Origin of the sequence: Brucella sp., assembly GCF_032066345.1 — a bacterium.
Taxonomy (GTDB): domain Bacteria; phylum Pseudomonadota; class Alphaproteobacteria; order Rhizobiales; family Rhizobiaceae; genus Brucella; species Brucella pseudogrignonensis.
Genome location: NZ_DAMBKZ010000002.1, coordinates 349,196 through 371,082, shown reverse-complemented (window position 1 = coordinate 371,082; position 21,887 = coordinate 349,196). Strand labels below are relative to the sequence as shown.

Genomic DNA, 21,887 nt, shown 5'->3' with positions numbered 1-21,887 from the left:
ATCGACCTCACGGTAACCATTTTTCTTAACGTTTACGCGAGTGATTTAACGCTTCTTCAACCATAAGGACGCAAATTGTTGGGACGATAAAAGGGCATTTTGCCGATTGTTTCGAGTTGGACGATTTGTATGTCTAAGTTGAGTGAGAAATTAAGCCGTCGTCATTTTCTGCTGGGCACCGGCGCTGCCATGCTTGGCGGTGTCGCGGGCTGTTCGCAAACCATGGACATGTCTGCTTTTCAGATGAACATCGACCCGATGTCCACAAGCGGCATTTCGCCGATGCGTCCGCAGATCAGTGTCGATAAGAACATTACGACGCCGGATGTGATGTATGCTTCGGTGCAGGAAGGGCCTTATGCACTTCCAGCCATTCCATATCAGAAAGTGCCGAAAGAATTTCGCCGTCAGATCGTGCCTGATCCGACAGGCGAGGCGCCGGGAACCATCGTGGTCAGCACCAAGGATCACTTCCTGTATTACGTTCTTCCGGGTGGCGAAGCGCTGCGCTATGGCGTCGGCATCGGCAAGGCTGGCTTTGAATGGCAGGGCCGCGCCAATGTTCAATACAAGAAGCAATGGCCGCGCTGGACGCCTCCGCCGGAAATGATTCAGCGCAAGCCGGAGCTTGAAAAATACCGCAATGGTCAAGAGCCTGGCCCACAAAATCCGCTGGGCGCGCGTGCGCTTTATATCTTCCAGAATGGCCGCGACACGGGCTACCGCATCCATGGGTCGCCGGAATGGTGGTCGATTGGTCAGTCAATGTCCTCGGGCTGTATCCGCCTGATGAACCAGGACATTATCGATCTTTATAATCGTGTTCAGGGACAGGCACCGATCATCGTTGGATGATCGGTTCACCGATGGGCAAAAAATAGAGCGCGCACATATGATCTATGTACGCGCTCTCGTTTTTACCGGACGGACTGGAGGCGTTTCGCCCGGCTGATCGTTACTTTTGCTTATTCGTAATGAACCGGCTTGGTCGCGGTGTCAGCAAAAGCAACAAGGCGAGAAAGCTCGATCTTCATGCTGTCGACCGATGCATGAAGGGTGGTTGGTGCAGTCGTATCCTGCGCCATCTGGGTCGATATTGCTGGCATGGCAAAGGCTGCCGTCGTTAGTGCGATAGCAGCAACAAAGCCGAGGCGTCGTTCGGTTCTGGCTTGCATTTTCGTTCTCCTCGCGCCGCTTTCTGCGGCCTAAATCAAATTCATTTCCTACGCAGCGTTCCTGAAATCAGTGAAAGGTCGCGCGCCGGTTTATGTTCAAAGCACTGTCGATGGCGTGAATCGGTATTGGCAACAAAGTCTGTCCGAAATCGGCCAAAGTATCGGCAAAACTGCGGGCTGCATCTGCCACATCGTCGCAACGCCGTTTGCAGGCGATTGCTTCAAGGCAGGTTTGGAGCAGTAAGCCATCCTGATTCTGCAAGCCTGAAATCAGACCGAGCGTCAGGCACTCTTCTCGGCAGACATGCTGTGAATCGAATGGAAAGGCGCGTAGCTGGCAGCTTGCACAATGACGCAGCACGCGAATGAACTGCGAGAGCTCCCCCACAGCACGCTTTGCTTCCGATGGTCCAAGCAATTCCGAATAGAGGCCCCAGGTCATTTCCCAAGGAATGATCGATCCGGTTTCAAAACCGGCTGTCCAGCGGCGATAGCCTTCCAGCACGAGCTTCTCAGGCAGGCGATCATAATAGCCCACGCTGTTGGCGCCGTTCAGCTCTGTTATGCGCATATTCATGTTCGCCTCCACTCAGAGGTACGAACTGACGCGCAGCTTTGCTGCTTTTGCTTCGCGAGGCGTTCAGTTTCCCCTCGCGCATTGCAATATCCGGTCGGCATAAGATGAAGTTGCCAAGGCAACCCATCCACATTTGCGGACCGGCACTCACTGAGACCGATCATAGGTCCTCCAATCGAACGGGTTCAAGGCCCAAACATCAAAGGCTGCACAAAATAACTCTCGCGCATAAAAGCCCTAAATTGATCTGGAGTCAATTACTCAGCTTTTAGAAAAGTGAATTATTTCAACAGTGTAGAATTATTCTAGACTATTAAAGTCATGTTTATAGCAATAAACGAAGAACGCAACCGCTACAATTGGGTAGCGGTTGCGGCAAACGGGCGCATAACGCACGGAGAGAGGCGCATCACCGCCCTTTGCTCTAGAGCGCCGTGCGCCCTTTTGGACGCACAAATGTCGCTCTAACACTCTATATTTACAGCATAATTTTACCTCGATCTGATTCAGATTTAAGGAATTATGCTGTGGCGTCTTACGATATTAGTGGTTTGAATGATCGTCGGACTTGCCGCTCTGCGGCGTCACAGGAAATTCGAGATCGATCTTGCCAGCCTTTTCGAATTCCAGCGTCGCGGAAACCTTGTCGCCTTCCTTGTAAGGCTGGTCTGGCTGAATGAACATCAGGTGATAGCCACCGGATTTCAGCTCAACCGTTTCGCCAGCTGGAATATCCAAGCCGCCGTCGAGCTTGCGCATCTTCATGACCTGATTTTCCATGCTCATTTCATGGATTTCAACGCGCTTGACACCGGTTGTTGTGACGCTGACCAGCTTGTCTGCATCCTTGCCGTCGTTTTTGATGGTAAGGAAGCCACCAGCGACTTTTGCACCTGGAACCATGGCGCGGATTGATGGGCCGCTGATGCTAAGATCGCCGACCTTGGTTGGGGCCATAGCATGATCGCCGTGGTTTCCGTGGTCACCATGCCCACCGTGGCCCGCATGTTCATCGGCGCCAGACGCAGCCATCACGCGAAGCTGTGGTGCCGGATGTTCCAGATCATGGGGGTTTTGGCCTTCGGCTGCAATTTCGGTCCATGCGACGGAATCATCTGTGCCGCAGAACTGCGTGACTGGGAAGGAGAGGGTCGTGTCCTTATCGAACTTGGCAAGCTGGCCAACCACGACAAACTCATCATAGAAGTCGCTTGGCAACTCGCCTTCGCTCCATGTGACCTGCTTTACGCCGGAGGTTATGTCTTTGCCGTGGATCTTATAGCTCTGCGCATAGTCGCCCTTGGCTGTTTCAACTTTCCAGCTAGCCTTTGGCTGTGGCTGAGCTGAAACAAAACCTTCTGGCAGTTCAATCTTTACAGCGGTCGTGGCTTTGCCCTCGCAGCCGTGCGGGATGCGGACAACCGCCTTGTAGAAACCGCCCGCCTTGGCTTCGCTCTGTTCAAGTGACGAGTGGGCACTGGCAAAGCCGGCTGAAGCGCAAAGTGCGAGAACCGAAATAGCGGATGTAAGAAAACGAGTGTTTTTCATCGTAAGAAACCTGAATAATCAAATTTAGGGACGCAGCGCTGTTAAGCGTGCGCAGGAAAATTGATTTCAGGCAAAGGGCGGCGCTTGTGGCGGCGCAGACGGTGGATAGGCTGTTTGCCGTAAGATTGGCTCTGACGGTACGACAATGTCAGCAGCGGCAACATTCGGTGCAGCACCCGTTGATGGTGCGGGGGTAGGGCAAAGGAATGCCGACGAAATACGGCAGGCATCGCAGATATTACTGTTATGCAGATGTTGATCCCGATCATGCCCGTCCTGATCGACTGCGTGATCGGTGATACAGAGAATGGGATAACTACCATCAGGCAGAACATATTCTGCAAGGAGCAATTGTTCAGGAGAAGCGAGCGTAACAGGCTTGTGCCCAAAAGCGACAAGCATCAGTGCCAATACGCTCAGAATACGTATCGCCAATGTTGCCCGTAACTGGACTGCGCGCGTGTTCAACCGAAAAATCTCCTTCAGGATCGACCTTATCTATTCCAACGTGGCTGTCTTTGCCAAGCGTCAAATAGAAGCGTTCTTAAGGCAGTAGAGAATAGGGTGGGAGCTCAGTGCCAGGAATTTTGCTTGCGCTCAAAGAAGGCCTGGGCCCCCCTTACCCTCTTACTCAAACGTAGCGCCCGCCGCGCTGAATGACTTCGATCTTGTAGCCATCCGGATCTTCGACAAAGAAGAAGCGCGCGACCTGCACGTCACCATTCTTAAAGTCCACCAGCTTGCCGACTTTGAAGTTCAGTCCTGTGAAACGAGCATGTTCTGCATCAAGGGCATCGACCACAAAAGCTAAATGGCCATAGCCATCGCCAAGATTATATGGCTCTGTACGCCCCTTGTTGATGGTCAACTCTACTTCGAAGTCGGCTTCGTCATTGCGCAGATAAACAAGCGTAAAGCTTTCGAAATCGATGCGCTCGGCGATCTTCAGACCGAAAGCCTGATCATAGAAGGAAACAGACTTTCCCTCATCAAGAACGCGTATCATCGTGTGGATGGCTTTGGCCATTATGTCACCTGTCTCTCAAAACTCTTTGCTTGGTTCTATTGGCCTTTTGGCTAAAACTGGATTATCTCAAGACATGCAAAGCGGGCAAGCGGAGAGCTTGCCGCAGACGAGGTTGGAATAATGTCAGGCGTAACGCGTGAACAGGTTCTCGAACGGCTGAAAGCCGTGACAGGACCAGATTTCGAAAGCGATGTTGTGTCGCTTGGTCTGGTGTCGGATATTTTCATTGCCGACGGCAAGGTCTTCTTTTCCATCACAGTTCCTGCGGATCGCGCAAACGGGCTTGAGCCAATGCGATTGGCTGCTGAAAAGGCGGTTAAGGAAATTCCGAGTGTGTCCGGTGCGCTGGTCACGCTGACTGCGGAAAAGAAGGGCGGTCGCACAAGTGATGATGCGCCCCCGGCACCAAAACCACAGCCACGTCCCGCACAGGCTGCAGCAGCGCCAAATCGCCAACCACCACAACCGCGTCCGGCAGCCAAGCCTGGTATTCCCGGCGTTGGCGCAATCATTGCTGTTGCGTCCGGCAAGGGCGGCGTCGGTAAATCCACCACTGCCGTTAATCTGGCGCTCGGTATGGCCGCAAATGGCCTGAAGGTCGGCATTCTTGATGCCGATATTTACGGCCCATCCATGCCACGCCTGCTCGGTCTTTCTGGTCGCCCGGAAACTGTTGAAGGCCGCATTCTCAAGCCAATGGAAAACTACGGCGTCAAGGTGATGTCGATGGGTTTCATGGTGGATGAAGACACGCCGATGATCTGGCGCGGACCGATGGTCATGTCGGCGCTGACACAGATGCTGCGCGAAGTGGCATGGGGTAATCTCGACGTTCTGGTCGTCGATATGCCGCCCGGCACCGGTGATGCACAGCTCACCATGGCGCAGCAGGTGCCGCTGGCGGGTGCAGTCGTTGTTTCCACACCGCAGGATTTGGCGCTGATTGATGCGCGCAAAGGACTGGCCATGTTCCGTAAGGTCGATGTGCCGCTTTTGGGTATTGTCGAGAATATGAGCTATTTCATCGCACCCGATACTGGCAAGCGCTATGACATTTTCGGCCATGGCGGCGCGCGCAAGGAAGCAGAGCGCCTCAACGTGCCATTCCTTGGGGAGGTGCCGCTGCATATGGATGTGCGTGCGCATTCCGACAACGGCACACCGATCACGGTCGTTGAACCCGACAGCGAACACGCGAAAATCTATCGTGATATTGCAGCCAAGGTTTGGGGGAATATGAAGTCGGGTGAGGGAGCTGGAAAGCCCGCTCCGACGATCGTGTTTGAATAACCCGCAAAAGGAAAAGGGCCCGACAGGGCCCTTTTTAAATTATGTGACCACCGACGGTTCAGTGCGCCCGCTGCGCTTTTTTACCTCGGCAATCTGTTCTGCTGCATCAATTAGCGTTGCCAGTGTTTCCTGCGTGTCGAGATCATGCTTGGCCTGATCTGCCTCATAGCGCTCGATATAGATGCGGATGGTGGCGCCCGATGTGCCTGTGCCGGAAAGACGCAGAACGACACGCGCACCGCCTTCAAAATAGATGCGGATACCCTGATGTTCGCTTACCGAATGGTCGATCGGATCATGATAGGCGAAATCATCGGCCTTTTCGATCTTCAGACCGTTGACGCTGGTGCCCGGCAGGCTTGCAAGCTTGCCACGCAGATCAGCAACCAGCTTTTTTGCGATGTCGGAATCAACAGCTTCATAATCGTGACGGGTGTAATAGTTGCGGCCAAAACGCGCCCAATGCTCTTCGACAATGGCTTTCACGCTTTCCTTGCGCACCGCCAGAATGTTGAGCCAAAGCAGAACTGCCCACAGCCCGTCTTTCTCGCGCACATGGTCAGAGCCAGTGCCGGAGCTTTCCTCACCACAGATCGTCACCTTGCCGTGGTCGAGCAGATTGCCGAAGAATTTCCAGCCGGTTGGTGTCTCGTAAATGCCAATGCCGAGTTTTTCCGCAACGCGGTCAGCCGCCGCGCTGGTTGGCATGGAACGGGCGATACCCTTGATGCCGTCCTTATAACCGGGGGCCAGATGCGCATTGGCCGCAAGCATTGCCAAAGAATCGGAAGGGGTTACGAAAATGCCGCGTCCGATGATGAGATTGCGGTCGCCGTCGCCGTCCGATGCCGCGCCAAAATCCGGTGCATTATCCGACATAAGAAGGTCGTAAAGCTCTTTGGCATAAACGAGATTTGGATCGGGATGATGTCCGCCAAAATCTGGCAGCGGAACGAAGTTCATCACGCTGCCTTCCGGCGCACCAAGACGGTGCTCAAAAATTTCCTTGGCATATGGGCCGGTAACAGCATGCATGGCATCGAACTTCAACCCGAAGCCGCCCTTGATCATGGCGCGTATAGCATCAAAGTCGAACAGGCTTTCCATCAGTTCGGCGTAGTCTGTGACTGGATCAAAGACCACGATTTCTGTGTCGCCAACTTTGGCGGTTCCAAGCGTGTTGAGGTCAATATCAGCTGCTTCTATGATCTTGTACTGATCGATCACCTTCGAGCGCGCAAAGATCGCTTCGGTGATCTTTTCAGGCGCAGGACCGCCATTGCCGATATTGTATTTGATGCCAAAATCTTCGTTCGGGCCGCCGGGATTGTGGCTGGCGGAGAGAATGAGACCACCAAAAGCCTTGTATTTGCGGATCATGTTGGAAGCTGCAGGTGTGGAGAGAATACCATCCTGACCAACCATGATGCGGCCGAAACCGTTGGCCGCTGCAATCTTGATGACTTTCTGGATCACTTCGCGATTATAGAAGCGACCATCACCACCAACCACGAGCGTCTTGCCCGCAAAGCCGTCCAGCACATCGAAAACCGACTGGATGAAGTTTTCAGCATAATTGGGCTGCTGGAAAACCGGAACCTTCTTGCGCAGACCGGATGTTCCGGGTTGCTGATCCTGAAAGGGCGTGGTTGCAACTGTCTTGACGGTCATATTTTTCCCGTTCGATTCAATGATTTGAACTAGCAAGTGATCAGTCTTTGCGGTCATTGCAAGACAAGATAGATCAAACTTATTGTTTGAAAATAACAAACTGTGTGCTGTTCTGCAGAAACACGTCTATTTTTCATTTCTGGTGCCCTCATATGAAGCCTTGCCCAACAGAAAACCTGCCGGCAGAAATCCTCTCAAAGCTTTCGAATACAGACGGCCGTTTGATTGTTGCGATTGCTGGTCCACCCGGAGCAGGTAAATCCACGATTTCTGAGTATCTGCGGGATGCGATCAATAAAGGCGGAGTAGGGTCAGCCGTTATTGTGCCGATGGACGGCTTTCATCTGGACAATGCAATCCTTGAAGAGCGCGGCCTTCGAAGCCGTAAAGGGTCGCCGCCCACTTTTGACTGCGCAGGTTTTGCAGCTCTGCTGGGGCGTTTGAAAAATGCTTCGGAAGACGTCATCATTCCGGCCTTTGATCGCACGCTTGATCTTGCACGCGCTGGCGCAGCAATTGTGCGCGTCGATCATCAAATTCTGCTGGTGGAAGGCAATTATCTTTTGCTCAATCAGGAGCCTTGGACGGAACTCGCATCGTTTTTCGATATGACGATCTTTCTGGAAGTGCCTTTTTCCGAGCTTGAACGTCGCCTCATCCAGCGTTGGCTTGATCATGGACACACAGAAGACGCAGCACGTCAGCGCGCACTTTCCAATGATATTCCCAATGCCGAACTCGTGGTCTCATCCTCACGCGATGCGAATTACATCGTCACAACGGCATAATAACGCATGACGGAAAATTGCACCGCCAAGGCTTGCCGCAGATGATTCCTGCCTGCATGATATTCAATATCAGTTATATTATCACGGGATCAGCCTTTCATGACAAACTATGTTTTCGCGCCTTCTCCACAGCCTTTCGTGCCGGTTAAGGGAACCGAAGCGCGTTTTCCCGTGCATCGCATTTATTGCGTCGGTCAGAACTATGCCGATCACGCGATTGAAATGGGTGGTGATCCAACGCGCAATCCGCCTTTCTTCTTCCAGAAAAACCCGGATAGCCTTGTGATTGAAGGCGGTGATTTTGCCTACCCGCCGCAGACCGAAGACGTGCATCATGAGATTGAGCTGGTCGTGGCCCTCAAAAAAGGCGGCAAGGACATTGCAGTCGAACAGGCACTGGACCATGTTTATGGTTATGCAGTCGGCATCGACATGACGCGCCGTGACTTGCAGGCCGTTGCAAAGAAGGCGGGTCGTCCTTGGGAAGTGGCGAAAGCTTTTGAGCATTCCGCGCCATGCTCAGCCATTGTGCCCGTATCGGAAATCGGCCATCCCGAATCGGCTGAAATTTCTATGAAAATTAATGGAGAAACCCGCCAGTCGGGCGATCTTAATCAGATGATCTGGAAGGTTGCCGAAACGATTTCTTATCTTTCGTCTCTGTTTGAGCTTCAACCGGGCGACCTTATTTACACTGGCACACCGGCAGGCGTCGGACCTGTCCAGCGTGGTGATCTTCTCGAAGGGTCTGTGGGCGGCGTTGGGTCAATTTCTGTAAAGGTTGTCTAGGCTGGCTTAGGGGGCTCCGAGCATTTGGGTGAAAACTGCGCATCAGTTTTGTGCAGGGTAATGCTAAGAACGAAAGACGGAGCGCTGGCCTCATTGGAAAGCGCTCTGATAACGGAGGAACGATGAGCACCTATCTCCCCACTGACGTGCATGACGCTCTCGAACGTTTCATTCATGAGACGCATCCGGGCCTCAATCAGACTGAGGCAATTATTCTCATTCTCCGAAAGGCGCTCGTGCATCAGGGCTATCTTGCAGCAGAGCCAGAACATGGTACACCGCCAGAAGATTTGAATGCCACGAATGACGATTGAATATGAATAAGAACCCACCTGAGGGAGCGGGCCAGAAGGCAGCTCTCGGTCGCCGCCTTCTGCTTCTGACGATTTTGGCGATTTTGCTGACATGTGCGCTCATCTGGATGAGCATTTATCTGTTTGATCCAGATGGTGGTCTCGGTTTTGACGACTTCGGAATTTTTGCACATGAATTCAATGCGATAGATACAATGCTGCCTCGCATTCTGTGAGGCTTAAAATCGTTCTATTACGCTTTGAAATATTCATTTTGACGCGCCTTTGACGTTCTGGGCTTCCGCTTTGCGTATTTTGCGTGGTACATGACTGTCATCGATTGAAAGAATATTGTCTGAACCGGGCCGCAAAACGGACCGCTCAAGCCAAGAGGGTCTTATGGCATTCGAGGACATCAAAGCGGAAATCGCCCTGCTTTTCGAGCAGATGGTAAACCAGCCGCAGGACGTTCATGAGATTCGTGAAACGGTTCGTGAGAAGCTTAACACGCTCAAAGCCACAGGTATGCCTCTGCCAGCTGATCTGGTTGAACTCGAAAAACGCATCGAACAAGATTTCGATTCATAGGATCGGTCACTCATGCGCACACAAGCTCCATCAAAGCCGCTTTCTATGACCTTTCTTAAAGGTGCTCTCCTCCTCGGTTGTGCAGTTGCTCTCAGCGCCTGCAACACGACAAGTGACGGAAAGTCTGCAAAGACCGCGCTGATTTCGCCGACTGAAAATTCAACGACGACCGCAACCGTATCTGCAACGGGCGACACGGCAACTCCAGCCGCAGGCGCCACCGCAGTTGCTGACGCGACTGCTCCTGCTGATGGAACGCAGGCAGTTGCATCGCTCGAAAGCCCGGTTCTTCCTACCAATGTACCGATTCCGGGCATTCGCGGTCAGTCTGAGCCGATGATGGCTTATGCCGGTGCGCAGGCGGAAGCCTCCCCAGCCTCCATGGCTGCCAATATGGTATTTGAAACACCTGATCACGCACCGGAAGAACTCGACGCGCTGATTACCAAATATTCTGTTGCCTATGATGTGCCGGAGCGTCTGGTACGCCGCGTGGTACATCGCGAAAGCCGTTTTAATCCGGGTGCGCGCAATGGACCATATTGGGGTCTGATGCAGATCAGTCATCCAACCGCGCGCGGTATGGGCTACAAGGGCAATGCCAAGGGTCTTCTCGATGCTGAGACGAACCTGAAATATGCGGTTCGTTACCTCTCCGGCGCCTATAAGGTTGCTGGTGGAGACGAAAGCCAAGCTGTTCGTTTCTATGCACGCGGTTATTATTATGATGCCAAGCGCAAGGGATTGCTGCAGGAAACCGGACTTGATGGCAGCTGGAAGCGTAGTGGTCCAACCCGCGATGCCGCAGCGGCGTCATCCGAAACGACAACTCTGCCAGATGCAGCTGCTGCTCCGTTGCCGGGTGTCGCACCGATTCAGGCTTCCTATACGCCTTCCGCGCAATAAGTTCATCCGACAAACTGTCATCTTGACGCTGCAAAGCGATGGCAGTTTGCTGTCTTAACAAAAGCGTGTCGCGGTTTATCCCAAAACCGGTTCCCACCTTTAGAAGACAAGAGCGCGTGAGATGGATGTAAAACTGCCTTATCCAATTAAATGGAAATATGATCGGGCTGAGCTTTGGGCCGATGGCGTCATCCATGTGCTGGGTGTTGCTCTGGCGCTTGCCGGTGCAATTGCCATGTTGCTCTATTTTCTACCGAATATGTCGGCAGCCACGTCGATTTCTTCGAGCGTTTATCTGGCAAGTCTTCTGGGTGCGCTCGGGATTTCAGCAGTTTATAATATCTGGCCGGTTTCGCCGACAAAATGGTTCCTGCGCCGTTTCGATCATTCGGCCATTTATCTCTTGATTGCTGGCACTTATACGCCTTTTGCCATGCATATGGGTGATCGCGCCTTGCCGCTGCTTCTCTTTGTCTGGAGCGTGGCGTTTGTCGGTATCTTTCTCAAACTCTTCATGCCCGGACGCTTTGATCGTCTATCGATCCTGCTTTATTTGGCGCTCGGCTGGAGTGGCGTCATGGTCTATGACACCATGGTGCAATCACTGCCGCCTGCCGTCTTCTGGCTGATCGCCGCAGGCGGTATGGTCTATTCGCTGGGCGTGATCTTCCACGTCTGGGAACGGTTGCGTTTTCAAAATGCCATCTGGCACGGTTTTGTCGTGGTCGGCGCAGCACTTCATTATTGTGCGGTGTTTGTTGTTGGGACTTGAATTTCAATCCTAATGAAAGTCGCGTGAGTTCGGCATAATCTTTACATTTCGCGGATGACGTGCGGTCGTCTGTGAGGGCGCAATGAGCCTTTGCGGTTCGCGCCCGCTCATCTCAATCAGTGTCGCGGAACGATCCTGAATTTTTGCCGCCACCAGATGCACGATGCCCTCCGGGCTGCGCTGAACCTGCCCATCAATAAGAATAAGCCGTGCCCCCATCACCTCGCGGCGGAAGGTCTTCATGATCTTTGGCCAGACGACGATATTGGCAATGCCCGTTTCGTCCTCGATGGTTAGAAACACCACACCCTTGGCGCTACCGGGGCGCTGGCGCACGGTGACAATACCCGCAACCTTCATGTGGCTTCCCTGCTTGCCTTCTTGCACGGCCCGACAGGTGGAAACACCTTCCGCAGAAAATCCTTCACGCAGATATTGCAGCGGATGGCCTTTAAGCGAGAGCCGGGTTGTTTCATAGTCGGCAATCACATGTTCGGAAGCAGCCATTTCAGGAAGTTTCGTGCGCGGTTCTTCCGCCAGTTCGCTTGTTTCGGCGGCGCGGAACAGCGGCAATGTTTCATCATTGGGCAGGCGCCGCACGGCCCATAATGCGACACGGCGGTCAATGTCGAGTGAGCCGAAAGCGTCGGCATCAGCGAGGAGAGTGAATGCGCGCCGGTCTAGCCGCAGACGGCGGTGCATGTCTTCAATGCTGCGATAAGGGTCATGCTGGCCAGCCATAAGGAGCTCGGCGTTGCGCCCGGAAAACCCGTCGATCTGACGAAAGCCGAGCCGAAGCGCAAGTTTCCCGTCCTGCGTTTCTGTCAGAATATTGTCCCACTGACTAAAGTTCACATCGACAGGCAATGCCCTCACATCATGCTCACAGGCATCGCGCACGATCTGCGCTGGCGCATAAAACCCCATTGGCTGTGAGTTGAGAAGCGCTGCCGCAAATACCTCTGGATGATGGCATTTGATCCATGCGGAAATATAAACAAGATGCGCAAAGCTTGCGGCATGGCTTTCCGGAAAGCCATATTCACCGAAGCCTTTGATCTGGTTGAAGCAATTCTCGGCAAAGGTCCGATCATAGCCACGGTTGACCATGCCATCGATCATCTTGGTTTCCATGGTGTGGATGGTGCCCATCTTGCGGAAGGTCGCCATGGCACGTCGTAACAGATTGGCTTCATCTGGCGTGAATTTCGCGGCCTCAATGGCAATGCGCATGGCCTGTTCCTGAAACAGCGGCACGCCTTTGGTCTTTTCCAGAATTTTTCGCAGCTCGTCCGGCTCGCCATGTTCGGGGGAAGGCGAGGGATAGGTGACATTTTCCTGCCCGCTTCGCCGCCTCAGATAAGGATGCACCATGTCGCCCTGAATAGGGCCCGGGCGTACAATGGCGACCTGAATCACAAGATCGTAGTATTTTCGTGGGCGCAGGCGCGGCAGCATGTTCATCTGTGCGCGGCTTTCAACCTGAAACACACCGACCGAGTCGCCTTTGCAAAGCATGTCGTAAACGGCTTTGTCTTCACGCTCCAGAGTGGCAAGTGTGAGCTTTTCGCCACCATAAAGCTGCGGTTTGTGCGCATGAATGAGGTCGAAAGCCTTACGGATGCAGGTGAGCATGCCGAGCGACAGCACATCGACTTTCATCAGACCGACTTCGTCGATATCGTCCTTGTCCCATTCAATGAAAGAGCGTTTGTCCATTGCTGCCGGGCCGATTGGCACAGTCTCGTCCAGACGGTCACGCGTCAGCACAAACCCGCCCACATGCTGCGACAGATGCCGTGGAAAACCGATCAGCTCCAGCGCCAGTTCGACCGCACGTCGGATGATGGGGTTATCAGGATCAAGCCCTGCCTGCCGGATATGTTCCTTGTCGATACCGCCGCCAGATATGCCCCAGACCGTGTTGGCAAGTGCAGCCGTCACATCTTCAGTCAGACCCAACGCCTTGCCGACATCGCGTATGGCACTGCGCGAGCGATAGCTGATGACGGTCGCGACAATCGCCGCACGGTCTCTCGTGTAGCGATCATAGACATATTGCATCACCTCTTCGCGCCGCTCATGCTCGAAATCGACGTCAATATCGGGTGGTTCTTTGCGCTCGGCGGAGATAAAGCGCTCAAACAGAAGGTCCACCGCTGTTGGGTCAACACCCGTTATGCCCAGACAGAAACAGACAACGGAATTGGCCGCTGAACCACGCCCCTGACACAGAATCTTTTCTCTTTTGGCAAAGCTCACAATGTCATGGACGGTGAGAAAGTAAGCCGCATATTGCAGCTGTTCTATCAGTGCCAGTTCCTTACGGATCAGTCCTTGCACCTTCGGCGGTATGCTATCCGCGCCATAATGCTGGGCAGCGCCGTCCCATGTCAGATCATGCAAATGCTGTTGCGGTGTCTTGCCCGGTGGCACTGGTTCATCAGGATAATCATAACTCAGCTCATCGAGCCGGAAGGTGATTGGGGCCACGAAATCGGCGGTCGTCTCAATCGCTGCCGGGTAATTGCGGAACAGGCGCACCATTTCATTTGGCGGCTTGAGATGCCGCTCGGCGTTCTTTTCAAGCAATCGCCCTGCCGCGAAAACCGTTGTGTAATGCCGTGTTGCCGTCAGCACATCTTGCAGCGCACGGCGATCCGTATGGTGATAAAGCACATCATTGGTGGCAAGCAACGGCACATTCGCTTCCGCTGCAAAGCGTGCGATGCGCTCTGCGCGACGTCCGTCATGACCCTGATGCGGCATGGTCAGCGCCAGCCAGGCAGAGCCGGGAGCGGCTTGTGCGATCTCCGTCAGACGTGCAGCAAAATCAGGATCATCTTCATCGGGAGCAAAGACTGCGATCTGAAACTGCCGCGCCCGAAATAGCAGATCGCCCCACTCAAGATGGCATTCTCCCTTGGTGACAGCGCGGTGTTTGCCCTCAGTCAGCAGGCGGCACAATTGTCCATAGGCCGCGCGATCACGCGGATAGACGACCATGTCTGGCGTGCCGTCGATGAAGGAAAGGCGGCAGCCGATGAACAGACGGAAGTCGCATGTGTCGCGAATATCTTTCCACGCAGCATGAGCGCGAACCACACCGGCCAGCGTGTTGCGGTCAGCAATGCCGATACCGGACAGCCCGAGCGCGTGGGCTTGCAAGACCAGCTCCTGTGGATGCGATGCGCCACTCAGGAAAGAAAAGTTGCTGGCCACCGCCATTTCAAAATAGCGGGACATCACGCAAACAGCCCATGCAAAAACCAGCGCGGATGATTCAAGCCGTCAAAAAGCCCTTCGCGGAAAATCCAGAAGCGCTGGCCGTTATCATCCTCCACGCGGTAATAATCGCGCAGCTGCGGCACATCATGACCGATGGAAAGCCACCATTCCGGTTCGATCCGCTCCGGCCCTTCGGCAAGGCGCACATGATGACGCACACGCCGCCACAGGAAAAACGACGGCGGACTGTCGGGTACTTCTGCAATACTCTCTATTGGCTGCGGCGGACGAAACAGTTTGATTGGTCGCGCGGGCGGATCATCGGGAAGTGTTGGGCTGCTTTCATAATCGCCTTCGCTTTTGTGGATTTGCAGGGCCGGGCGCAGACCAAAAGCACGTTCGGGAATATGCGTGTTGCGCGAGAAGGAAACCAGTACACGCTCCTGCCCCAGCCGCGCAGAAAGCCGGTCGATCAACTGGCTAAAGCCAGCTTCATCTTCTTCATGCTGATCAAGCCCTGTCTGGCGCTGGGCGATTGCTCCGCTGCGAAGTGCTGCCAGGCGGATCATGTCGAAGCCAAAACCGGCATCAAGCGGATCGGTGAGAGCCTTGAGCCGCTCCCGTGCCAGCCTGAGAAATACCCGATCTTCACGCAAAGGCTGGCCAGTTTCGATACGGATATGGCGCACCTCGCCGTCGACACGGAAGAAGGATGCTTCGATCAGAAGCGCGCCTTTTCCCTCGATTTCAAGAAGTGCAAACAGCTCCTGCGCCAGCTCCTGCAAAATTTGCTCAACAAGCTCCATCACCGTGACCGGTTCGGACAGGCGGCGTTCGGCAATGTTGAGCGGCACGATACGCAGGGGCGAAATCGGTGCGCGCTCCTGTCGTGCCAGCCGGTCAAGTTTGGTGGCAAGGTCGGTTCCAAAACGCGCAGTCAAGGCTGCGCGGGGCAGCGCCATCACATCGCCAATGCGCTTTAGCCCGGCACGTTTAAGGCCCGTCTCAGCAGTCTCGTTCAGTTCAAGAGAGCTGATTGGCAGGCGTGGTAAAAAATGGTCGGCACCAGCCTTGCTGAAAACGCCGCCGCGCGTTCCGCGTGCCAGCAGCCGTGCGGCAAAGCTGTTGTCAGCCATTGCCGCCTGTATGTTCAGGCCAGCCCGTTCAATCCGCATGATTGCGTCCTCACGCATGGCAGCAAGCCCGCCAAAAAGATGTGCGCAGCCGGTGATGTCGAGCATCAGCCCATGCGGCTCGTCAAAGGCTATAAGCGGCGTGTAGCGTTCGCACCAATGGGCAAGACGCTTGAGCAACGCTGCATCGCGTTCCGGTGCGGCTGTTGCAACGTCAAGCCTTTCCACCCGCGCTCGCGCATCGGTTAGCGCCATGCCGGGGAAAAGACCGAGCTTTGCAGCCTTAGCATCCACTGCCGTCAGGCGCAGCGCATTGGCCGTGCGCTCGGTGACGACAAGCGGCGGTTTTTCTGTGCCATCATGCTGAATGTTGTTGCGAAGCCGGTCGGTCGGCAGAAACGGAAACCAGAGGGCGAGGAACACGCGATCTGCCGTTCTGTTCGGCTGTTCCAAATTCGAGGGTTTCATTGTTCCATTCCATGATCCATTGCCCACAGGTGCCGTGTCGATTGCGTTCCAGAATTGCCGAAAACACCGGCTTTCCGGGTGCATTCGCGCCACTGGAGCGGGAGGATGCAGGCGCCACCCGCCAGCGGCTGACGGCAGCGCTCTGCACGCCTGTTCGGTGGCTCCTGAGCAGGATGACAGGCAAGTGTGCGGTTTCGGTTGCCAGAAGCAGGCGACGCGAGGCGGTCAGGTCGAGACATTTAGGCTGGCCGCTCATCGAGGCGACCACGCCGGAAATGAGGTTCGAAGCCTTGCCGCTTGCCTCTTCAAGCGCATCATTCGCTGCTTTTAAAACATCTTGAGCGGTTGGGCAGCGCACGATCAGCAGCCGTGACGGATTGATTCCGAAGGCATGAAGTCCCGGCGGATAAAGCCCGCCATATTCGCTTGAGGCGCTTTCTTCCTCAATCCAGATGATTGGTCTTCTTGAAGGGGATGCACGCAAAGCCATGGCCAGCGCGAAACCGGTAGCAGCCATATGCGCGCCGGGGTTTTCAGCAAAAACCTCATGCAGTGCATCGCCTCTCAGGCCATGCGGAAAAGCATCATCAGCTTCGGCAAGGCCGAGCGTGAAACTGCCTGCACGCCCGCAGCCTGTTCCGGTCTCGTCTGTAAAACTCGCCTGCGAGGCATTGCCTTCGATGGCCGTAACCATGCGCCGCAACGCCGTGATGTCGATGCCGCTCACGTTCAAAACCCTGTGTTTGTAAGGATGCAATTCCAGACGTAAACTGCTTCACGCTTTTATTGGAATGCTATTTGTTCACTTTATGTTCTAGTATTGAATCGGGTCCGCAAAGAGTCAAGCGGGATCAGCTGTGAGGATGTGTGGATAAGAAAAATGCTCCCTCTCAGATCGTGCTCTGAAAGGAAGCATCTATGGTCGTGGTTGATCAGATCAGGCGGCTTCTTTGAAAGGCACTCCCGCCAGTTGGGCGATATGGCCACCAAGATCGGTGCCAGCACCTGCCGCATTGACGGTATCAAAATAATCATGCCAACCGGTGGCGGTGATTCCGGCAATCAGCATGTCGAGAGCCATCTCATCCGGGAAGCGCCAAATCGCGAAAAAGCTCTGCTTCGGCGCATAAGGTTTGGTTGGGTCAACAGGACCCAGGGCCAGAGCCTCGATACCACGTTCGGCCAGACCGCCCATGCCAGCACCGACCTTTTCAAAGAAAGCCTGCCTACCTTTAAGATCAAGTGCCAGCCAGCTTGCCTTGGGTGAATAGAGTTCTGCGAGATAATGGGTCATGTCGTTTCCGGGACGTTATTTAGAAAAGGAACGGAGTGCGCGTTTGCAGATACGTGCAGTCGCGGGATTTGTGCTTGCTTCAAGCCAGTCTGCGCAAAGCGCCTTGACCCATTCGGGTTGGCTTTTGGCCGCATCATTGAGCCAGTTGGCGACCGAATCCTGCACATAAGGTGCGGGATCGGCGCGAAGTGGTGTCAGAATTGACAAAGCCTTTTCAGGGGCTTCTTTCAGGCATTTGATATGTGCCGACCAAACGCCACGCGGGCGGGTGGCTTCGCAGGCAAATCGCCGGATATAGGGGGACGGATCGGTAGTCCATGGCGTAAGCAGTTGGATCGTCTGGTCAATCTCAGAAGAAATATGCTCGCGAAGACCGAGCCATGCCCATTCGCGCACGCCAAAATGTGGATCATCTGCGAGTGGGCGTATGAGCTTCAGACGTTCTGAAAGAGCAAGGCTTTCTAACTGGCCGATGGCAAAACAGGCCCAGCCGCGCACAGTATCTGACGGATGAGCACTCAGAGAACCGATTGCTTGACCGCCAGTGCTTGCGAGCAAAAGCTGTGCTGCCAGCATCATGCGGCGTGAAATGCCAAGATCTTTGGCTTCATGCATTGTCTGCAAGGCATCCTGACCAATAGTCGGAAATGCGTTTTGCATGAGGCTCGCAAAGTCAATCGCCAGACATTCGGTCAGTACGGTCGTTTCAACCGTTCCGCTGTGTAGCGCAGAAAGTCGTTCGGCCGAGATATCGGAAATTTTCAGCGGCGATTTGCTCATGGCTTTCGTCCGGCATCCGTGCGGCTGAAAATACGGCGCAGCAATGTGCTGAGCACCGCTTGTTCATCGGCGGAAAGATCGCTCATCAGACTCGCAATCCATGTTGTATGTTCAACGAAAAGCTGTTGCGCCAGTTGCGCTCCTTCGGATGTCAGCCTGATCGTCAGTTTGCGGCGATCCTGCGTGTCCGCATGGCGCTTGAGAAAGCCATCGCGCTCCAAGCCATCAAGCAGGCCGGTAATGGTCGCGCGTGTCACGCCAGCACGCTCTGAAAGCTCGTGTGGTGAAAGGCTATCAGGCGCATTCTGCAACAGAAACAACAGAACAAACTTGCCTTCGGAAAGCTTGTGGGGAGCAAGCCTGTTGGCGCAGTCTTGGTCAATTGCGCCGGCAAGCGACAGGATTTCAAAACAAGTTTTAAGCGCGTCAGCAGACGGGCTGCTGAGGCGTTCCAGTTCACCCAAAAGCGCGTGATGTTTTTGCTCGATAATTTCCATACGTCGCCATATAGTATGGCGCCATACTAAAAGCAAATGGTTTAGATCGTCTGACTGAGATTGGATCATCTTGATAGGCTTCCATATACGGTTTATATATGTTTCATATATATTGAACTGGAAAGTATTATGGGTATCGTAAAAATCAGCGATGAACTGCATGAGGAATTGCGCAAGGCAAGTGATGTCATGTGCCGTTCGATCAATGCGCAGGCTGAATACTGGATGAAAATCGGTATGTTGGCGCAGGCAAATCCGGAACTGTCCTTCAATGAGATCGTGCAGATGCAGTTGCGCGCGGCACAAGTCGTGCTTCCCGTTCTGGTGGTGCAGTCATCATGACAAAGACACCTGCCGAGGTGGAAAAAATGGCGGCTTCAGGCGCGCTACTGGCGTCCGTTTTTACACTTCTCGATCATACACCGCTTGCTGGCCTGACTACGATGCAGGTCAATGATCTGGTTGAGGATTATATCACCCGCGAATTACAGGCGCGGCCTGCAAGTAAAGGGCAGTATGATTTTCCTTATGTGCTCAATGCCTCAAGGAATGAAGTCGTCTGCCATGGAATGCCATCGGATAGCGAAGTCATCGAAAATGGTGAGATTATCAATTTCGACATTACCCTTGAGAAGGACGGCTATATCGCTGATTCCAGCAAAACCTATATGGTCGGTGAAGTGGCTCCCTTTGCTTCGCGTCTGGTGCGTGTGACCTATGAGGCGCTATGGAAGGGCATTGCTGCCGTGCGTCCCGGCGCTACGCTAGGCGATATTGGCTATGCTATCGAGCGTCACGCAAAGCGTCATGATTACAGCGTGGTGCGTGAATATTGCGGCCATGGCATTGGTCGTGAAATGCATGAGGAGCCGCAGGTTCTGCATTTCGGCAAGCCGGGCACGGGTGAGCGTCTGCGTGAAGGCATGGTGTTCACCATCGAGCCGATGCTCAATCAGGGCACAGCCAAGGTAAAGACCGAAAAAGACGGTTGGACAGTTGTGACGCGCGATGGAAAATTGTCAGCGCAGTTTGAACATACCGTCGCTGTCACGTCGAATGGCGTGCGGGTGCTGACCTTACGTCCTGGTGAAGAAAAGCTGCTCGCAGCAATCAGAAATGCTGTCTGACATTATCAAATTTTGTCTGCCAGCAAGAGCACGAAGATAATCGTTCCGCCGATGCTCAATCCGCTTGCCAGAATGACTCCTATGATGACAGGCGCGAGTTTCAGAAAGGAAATATAAGGCGATATTTCCAGCTGAAAATTTGGCCGGATTTTTTCAGGCGTAAGACAGGTAATTTCGTAATCGCCGGGTATCGTGCATTCAAAATTACCAAGGGCATGAGAAGCATAGCCCTGCATATCCGTCCGTCTGACGCTGAGCAGCGAACGGCTTGTGGAACGATAGGCGATTGCTGCACCGCTCTCGCGCTCTCTGATTGCAAATTGCGCAGAGAAATATGCGATCCCCGAAATAATCGTCAGTGGTGGAAAGACGATACTGAGGGTGTATCGCCCGGCTTTGGGCAAATGAAATACATGCGGCTTAATGTCGGCAGGAAAGCGATACCGGATCGCTGGCATGATGATGCCCCACAGAATGGAAATGCATCGGACCAGCAGATAAATCCCGAGCAGAATGCAAAGAGGCATCGCAAGATAGAGAAACACGGCTCACGCTCCGTTTAGTTCTTGAAAAGAAAAAGCCCGCCGGAAGGCGGGCTTTTGCCGTGTTTTAAAAAGCTTAGCGACGGTCGCGTGCAGCCAATGTGCGCAGACGAAGTGCATTGAGCTTGATGAAGCCTGCTGCGTCCTTCTGGTCATAGGCGCCCTGATCGTCTTCAAACGTCACGAGCTTGTCGGAATAGAGCGACTTGTCCGATTCACGACCGGTCACAATCACATTGCCCTTATAGAGCTTGAGTGTGACTTCACCTTCGACGTGACGCTGGCTGAGATCGATAGCGGCCTGCAGCATTTCGCGTTCTGGCGAGAACCAGAAACCGTAATAGATGAGTTCCGCATATCGTGGCATCAGCTCATCCTTGAGGTGCGCCGCACCACGGTCGAGCGTGATCGATTCGATGGCGCGGTGTGCAGCCAACAGGATCGTGCCGCCTGGCGTTTCATAGACGCCGCGCGATTTCATGCCGACGAAGCGGTTTTCAACGAGGTCAAGACGACCAATGCCGTTGTCACGGCCATAATCATTGAGCTTGGCAAGCAGCGTTGCAGGCGACAGGCGTTCGCCATTGATCGAAACCGCATCACCCTTTTCAAAGCCAATCTTGATGATGGTTGGTGTATCAGGGGCGGTTTCTGGCGAAATCGTGCGCATATGCACATATTCAGGCGCTTCAATCGCCGGATCTTCCAGAACCTTGCCTTCAGACGAAGAGTGCAGCAGGTTTGCGTCAACCGAGAACGGCGCTTCGCCCTTCTTGTCTTTCGCAACCGGAATCTGGTGCTGTTCAGCAAATTCGAGCAGATGCGTGCGGCTCTTGAACGACCAGTCGCGCCATGGAGCGATGATCTTGATGTCCGGGTTCAGCGCATATGCGGAAAGCTCGAAGCGAACCTGATCATTGCCCTTGCCGGTCGCGCCATGCGCAATCGCATCAGCGCCGGTTTTCTTGGCGATTTCAATGAGGTGCTTGGAGATCAGCGGACGGGCAATCGAGGTACCGAGAAGGTAGACGCCTTCATAGACGGCATTGGCGCGGAACATCGGGAAGACGAAATCGCGCACGAACTCTTCGCGCACATCCTCAACGAAGATTTCCTTGATGCCCAGCATTTCGGCCTTCTTGCGTGCTGGTTCAAGTTCTTCGCCCTGGCCGAGATCGGCGGTAAAGGTGACGACTTCTGCGTTAAGCTCAGTCTGTAACCATTTCAGGATGATCGAGGTGTCGAGACCGCCAGAATAGGCGAGAACGACCTTTTTAACGTCTTTCAGCTTGCTCATAGTTCACTTCCGTCTGAGATGCGATTGTGGCCCAAAGGGCCGTAGAACAGGATGTTGCAGTTCTTTTATCAGTTGCTAAGCGGCGCGCAAGCCGGAT

General features: G+C 54.0%; 25 protein-coding genes. 11 read left to right on the top strand and 14 right to left on the bottom strand.

From position 1 onward, the window contains the following. The first annotated feature begins 129 nt into the window (after positions 1-129). Positions 130-855, top strand: a complete 726-nt coding sequence (locus tag RT142_RS04275; protein ID WP_007873013.1) for a L,D-transpeptidase — start codon at positions 130-132, stop codon at positions 853-855. A gap of 110 nt (positions 856-965) precedes the next feature. On the opposite strand, the gene RT142_RS04270 is transcribed toward RT142_RS04275, so the two are convergent. From RT142_RS04270 to RT142_RS04250, 5 genes are all read right to left on the bottom strand, one after another. Next, positions 966-1,175: a hypothetical protein gene (locus tag RT142_RS04270; protein ID WP_064320009.1), complete on the bottom strand. Its 210-nt coding sequence runs from the start codon at positions 1,173-1,175 to the stop codon at positions 966-968. A gap of 67 nt (positions 1,176-1,242) precedes the next feature. Further along, positions 1,243-1,752 (bottom strand): hypothetical protein, encoded by a 510-nt coding sequence (locus tag RT142_RS04265; protein WP_192797974.1) that lies wholly within the window; start codon positions 1,750-1,752, stop codon positions 1,243-1,245. A 543-nt stretch (positions 1,753-2,295) separates the two neighbouring features. Then, positions 2,296-3,300 (bottom strand): DUF1775 domain-containing protein, encoded by a 1,005-nt coding sequence (locus RT142_RS04260; RefSeq protein WP_313027573.1) that lies wholly within the window; start codon positions 3,298-3,300, stop codon positions 2,296-2,298. 66 nt (positions 3,301-3,366) lie between these two features. Next, positions 3,367-3,768, bottom strand: a complete 402-nt coding sequence (locus RT142_RS04255) for a hypothetical protein (RefSeq protein ID WP_112804576.1) — start codon at positions 3,766-3,768, stop codon at positions 3,367-3,369. Between the two features lie 163 nt (positions 3,769-3,931). Continuing rightward, entirely contained in the window at positions 3,932-4,327 is a 396-nt protein-coding gene (locus RT142_RS04250; RefSeq protein WP_112804577.1) for a VOC family protein, read from the bottom strand. A gap of 120 nt (positions 4,328-4,447) precedes the next feature. Here RT142_RS04250 and apbC point away from each other — a divergent pair, with 120 nt between their 5' ends. Beyond that, positions 4,448-5,617 (top strand): iron-sulfur cluster carrier protein ApbC, encoded by a 1,170-nt coding sequence (apbC, locus tag RT142_RS04245; protein WP_112804578.1) that lies wholly within the window; start codon positions 4,448-4,450, stop codon positions 5,615-5,617. Between the two features lie 39 nt (positions 5,618-5,656). Here the strand turns inward: apbC and RT142_RS04240 are convergent, their stop codons facing one another. Further along, on the bottom strand, positions 5,657-7,288 hold the full coding sequence (locus RT142_RS04240) for an alpha-D-glucose phosphate-specific phosphoglucomutase (protein WP_112804579.1): 1,632 nt from the start codon (positions 7,286-7,288) through the stop codon (positions 5,657-5,659). 152 nt (positions 7,289-7,440) lie between these two features. Here RT142_RS04240 and RT142_RS04235 point away from each other — a divergent pair, with 152 nt between their 5' ends. From RT142_RS04235 to trhA, 7 genes are all read left to right on the top strand, one after another. Continuing rightward, on the top strand, positions 7,441-8,076 hold the full coding sequence (locus RT142_RS04235) for a nucleoside/nucleotide kinase family protein (RefSeq protein WP_112804580.1): 636 nt from the start codon (positions 7,441-7,443) through the stop codon (positions 8,074-8,076). A 99-nt stretch (positions 8,077-8,175) separates the two neighbouring features. After that, complete coding sequence (locus tag RT142_RS04230) at positions 8,176-8,865, top strand: fumarylacetoacetate hydrolase family protein (RefSeq protein ID WP_112804581.1); 690 nt, start codon at positions 8,176-8,178, stop codon at positions 8,863-8,865. Positions 8,866-8,987: 122 nt separating this feature from the next. Beyond that, positions 8,988-9,179, top strand: coding sequence for a hypothetical protein (locus RT142_RS04225; protein WP_007873025.1), 192 nt, complete (start codon positions 8,988-8,990; stop codon positions 9,177-9,179). A 2-nt stretch (positions 9,180-9,181) separates the two neighbouring features. After that, the gene (locus tag RT142_RS04220; protein WP_039859432.1) at positions 9,182-9,394 is read left to right on the top strand and encodes a hypothetical protein; all 213 of its coding nucleotides are present in this window, start codon (positions 9,182-9,184) and stop codon (positions 9,392-9,394) included. A gap of 163 nt (positions 9,395-9,557) precedes the next feature. Beyond that, positions 9,558-9,746 (top strand): hypothetical protein, encoded by a 189-nt coding sequence (locus tag RT142_RS04215; RefSeq protein WP_007873027.1) that lies wholly within the window; start codon positions 9,558-9,560, stop codon positions 9,744-9,746. Positions 9,747-9,758: 12 nt separating this feature from the next. Then, positions 9,759-10,652: a lytic transglycosylase domain-containing protein gene (locus RT142_RS04210; RefSeq protein WP_313027565.1), complete on the top strand. Its 894-nt coding sequence runs from the start codon at positions 9,759-9,761 to the stop codon at positions 10,650-10,652. Between the two features lie 121 nt (positions 10,653-10,773). After that, entirely contained in the window at positions 10,774-11,424 is a 651-nt protein-coding gene (gene trhA, locus RT142_RS04205; RefSeq protein WP_007873029.1) for a PAQR family membrane homeostasis protein TrhA, read from the top strand. A 9-nt stretch (positions 11,425-11,433) separates the two neighbouring features. On the opposite strand, the gene RT142_RS04200 is transcribed toward trhA, so the two are convergent. From RT142_RS04200 to RT142_RS04175, 6 genes are all read right to left on the bottom strand, one after another. Then, positions 11,434-14,670 carry an error-prone DNA polymerase gene (locus RT142_RS04200; RefSeq protein ID WP_207441588.1) on the bottom strand — a complete coding sequence of 1,079 codons (3,237 nt, stop codon included), beginning with the start codon at positions 14,668-14,670 and terminating at the stop codon, positions 11,434-11,436. Then, entirely contained in the window at positions 14,670-16,208 is a 1,539-nt protein-coding gene (locus tag RT142_RS04195) for a DNA polymerase Y family protein (RefSeq protein ID WP_313027671.1), read from the bottom strand. The genes RT142_RS04200 and RT142_RS04195 overlap by 1 nt, the downstream gene beginning before the upstream one ends. Beyond that, positions 16,144-16,980: an ImuA family protein gene (locus tag RT142_RS04190; RefSeq protein ID WP_079211366.1), complete on the bottom strand. Its 837-nt coding sequence runs from the start codon at positions 16,978-16,980 to the stop codon at positions 16,144-16,146. Before RT142_RS04190 ends, RT142_RS04195 begins: the two co-directional genes overlap by 65 nt. A 210-nt stretch (positions 16,981-17,190) precedes the next feature. Then, entirely contained in the window at positions 17,191-17,547 is a 357-nt protein-coding gene (locus RT142_RS04185; protein ID WP_285535570.1) for a DUF6616 family protein, read from the bottom strand. A gap of 15 nt (positions 17,548-17,562) precedes the next feature. After that, positions 17,563-18,327, bottom strand: coding sequence for a HEAT repeat domain-containing protein (locus RT142_RS04180; RefSeq protein ID WP_313027557.1), 765 nt, complete (start codon positions 18,325-18,327; stop codon positions 17,563-17,565). Further along, the gene (locus RT142_RS04175) at positions 18,324-18,824 is read right to left on the bottom strand and encodes a MarR family winged helix-turn-helix transcriptional regulator (protein WP_112804585.1); all 501 of its coding nucleotides are present in this window, start codon (positions 18,822-18,824) and stop codon (positions 18,324-18,326) included. Before RT142_RS04175 ends, RT142_RS04180 begins: the two co-directional genes overlap by 4 nt. Before the next feature lie 129 nt (positions 18,825-18,953). Here RT142_RS04175 and RT142_RS04170 point away from each other — a divergent pair, with 129 nt between their 5' ends. Together RT142_RS04170 and map are read left to right on the top strand one after the other, a co-directional pair. Beyond that, positions 18,954-19,166 carry a ParD-like family protein gene (locus RT142_RS04170; RefSeq protein ID WP_112804586.1) on the top strand — a complete coding sequence of 71 codons (213 nt, stop codon included), beginning with the start codon at positions 18,954-18,956 and terminating at the stop codon, positions 19,164-19,166. Beyond that, a complete protein-coding gene (map, locus tag RT142_RS04165) occupies positions 19,163-19,951 on the top strand; it encodes a type I methionyl aminopeptidase (protein ID WP_064320022.1) in 789 nt (262 codons plus the stop codon). Before RT142_RS04170 ends, map begins: the two co-directional genes overlap by 4 nt. A gap of 5 nt (positions 19,952-19,956) precedes the next feature. On the opposite strand, the gene RT142_RS04160 is transcribed toward map, so the two are convergent. After that, entirely contained in the window at positions 19,957-20,496 is a 540-nt protein-coding gene (locus RT142_RS04160) for a hypothetical protein (protein ID WP_207441589.1), read from the bottom strand. 73 nt (positions 20,497-20,569) lie between these two features. Next, positions 20,570-21,790: an argininosuccinate synthase gene (locus tag RT142_RS04155; RefSeq protein WP_007873048.1), complete on the bottom strand. Its 1,221-nt coding sequence runs from the start codon at positions 21,788-21,790 to the stop codon at positions 20,570-20,572. Positions 21,791-21,887 lie beyond the last annotated feature (97 nt).

Coding starts and splice junctions, on each gene's coding strand:
- RT142_RS04275 (WP_007873013.1), top strand. CDS start 130: ATGTCTAAGTTGAGTGAGAAATTAAGCCGTCGTCATTTTCTGCTGGGC.
- RT142_RS04270 (WP_064320009.1), bottom strand. CDS start 1,175: ATGCAAGCCAGAACCGAACGACGCCTCGGCTTTGTTGCTGCTATCGCA.
- RT142_RS04265 (WP_192797974.1), bottom strand. CDS start 1,752: ATGAATATGCGCATAACAGAGCTGAACGGCGCCAACAGCGTGGGCTAT.
- RT142_RS04260 (WP_313027573.1), bottom strand. CDS start 3,300: ATGAAAAACACTCGTTTTCTTACATCCGCTATTTCGGTTCTCGCACTT.
- RT142_RS04250 (WP_112804577.1), bottom strand. CDS start 4,327: ATGGCCAAAGCCATCCACACGATGATACGCGTTCTTGATGAGGGAAAG.
- apbC (WP_112804578.1), top strand. CDS start 4,448: ATGTCAGGCGTAACGCGTGAACAGGTTCTCGAACGGCTGAAAGCCGTG.
- RT142_RS04240 (WP_112804579.1), bottom strand. CDS start 7,288: ATGACCGTCAAGACAGTTGCAACCACGCCCTTTCAGGATCAGCAACCC.
- RT142_RS04235 (WP_112804580.1), top strand. CDS start 7,441: ATGAAGCCTTGCCCAACAGAAAACCTGCCGGCAGAAATCCTCTCAAAG.
- RT142_RS04230 (WP_112804581.1), top strand. CDS start 8,176: ATGACAAACTATGTTTTCGCGCCTTCTCCACAGCCTTTCGTGCCGGTT.
- RT142_RS04225 (WP_007873025.1), top strand. CDS start 8,988: ATGAGCACCTATCTCCCCACTGACGTGCATGACGCTCTCGAACGTTTC.
- RT142_RS04220 (WP_039859432.1), top strand. CDS start 9,182: ATGAATAAGAACCCACCTGAGGGAGCGGGCCAGAAGGCAGCTCTCGGT.
- RT142_RS04215 (WP_007873027.1), top strand. CDS start 9,558: ATGGCATTCGAGGACATCAAAGCGGAAATCGCCCTGCTTTTCGAGCAG.
- RT142_RS04210 (WP_313027565.1), top strand. CDS start 9,759: ATGCGCACACAAGCTCCATCAAAGCCGCTTTCTATGACCTTTCTTAAA.
- trhA (WP_007873029.1), top strand. CDS start 10,774: ATGGATGTAAAACTGCCTTATCCAATTAAATGGAAATATGATCGGGCT.
- RT142_RS04200 (WP_207441588.1), bottom strand. CDS start 14,670: ATGTCCCGCTATTTTGAAATGGCGGTGGCCAGCAACTTTTCTTTCCTG.
- RT142_RS04185 (WP_285535570.1), bottom strand. CDS start 17,547: ATGACCCATTATCTCGCAGAACTCTATTCACCCAAGGCAAGCTGGCTG.
- RT142_RS04180 (WP_313027557.1), bottom strand. CDS start 18,327: ATGAGCAAATCGCCGCTGAAAATTTCCGATATCTCGGCCGAACGACTT.
- RT142_RS04175 (WP_112804585.1), bottom strand. CDS start 18,824: ATGGAAATTATCGAGCAAAAACATCACGCGCTTTTGGGTGAACTGGAA.
- RT142_RS04170 (WP_112804586.1), top strand. CDS start 18,954: ATGGGTATCGTAAAAATCAGCGATGAACTGCATGAGGAATTGCGCAAG.
- map (WP_064320022.1), top strand. CDS start 19,163: ATGACAAAGACACCTGCCGAGGTGGAAAAAATGGCGGCTTCAGGCGCG.
- RT142_RS04155 (WP_007873048.1), bottom strand. CDS start 21,790: ATGAGCAAGCTGAAAGACGTTAAAAAGGTCGTTCTCGCCTATTCTGGC.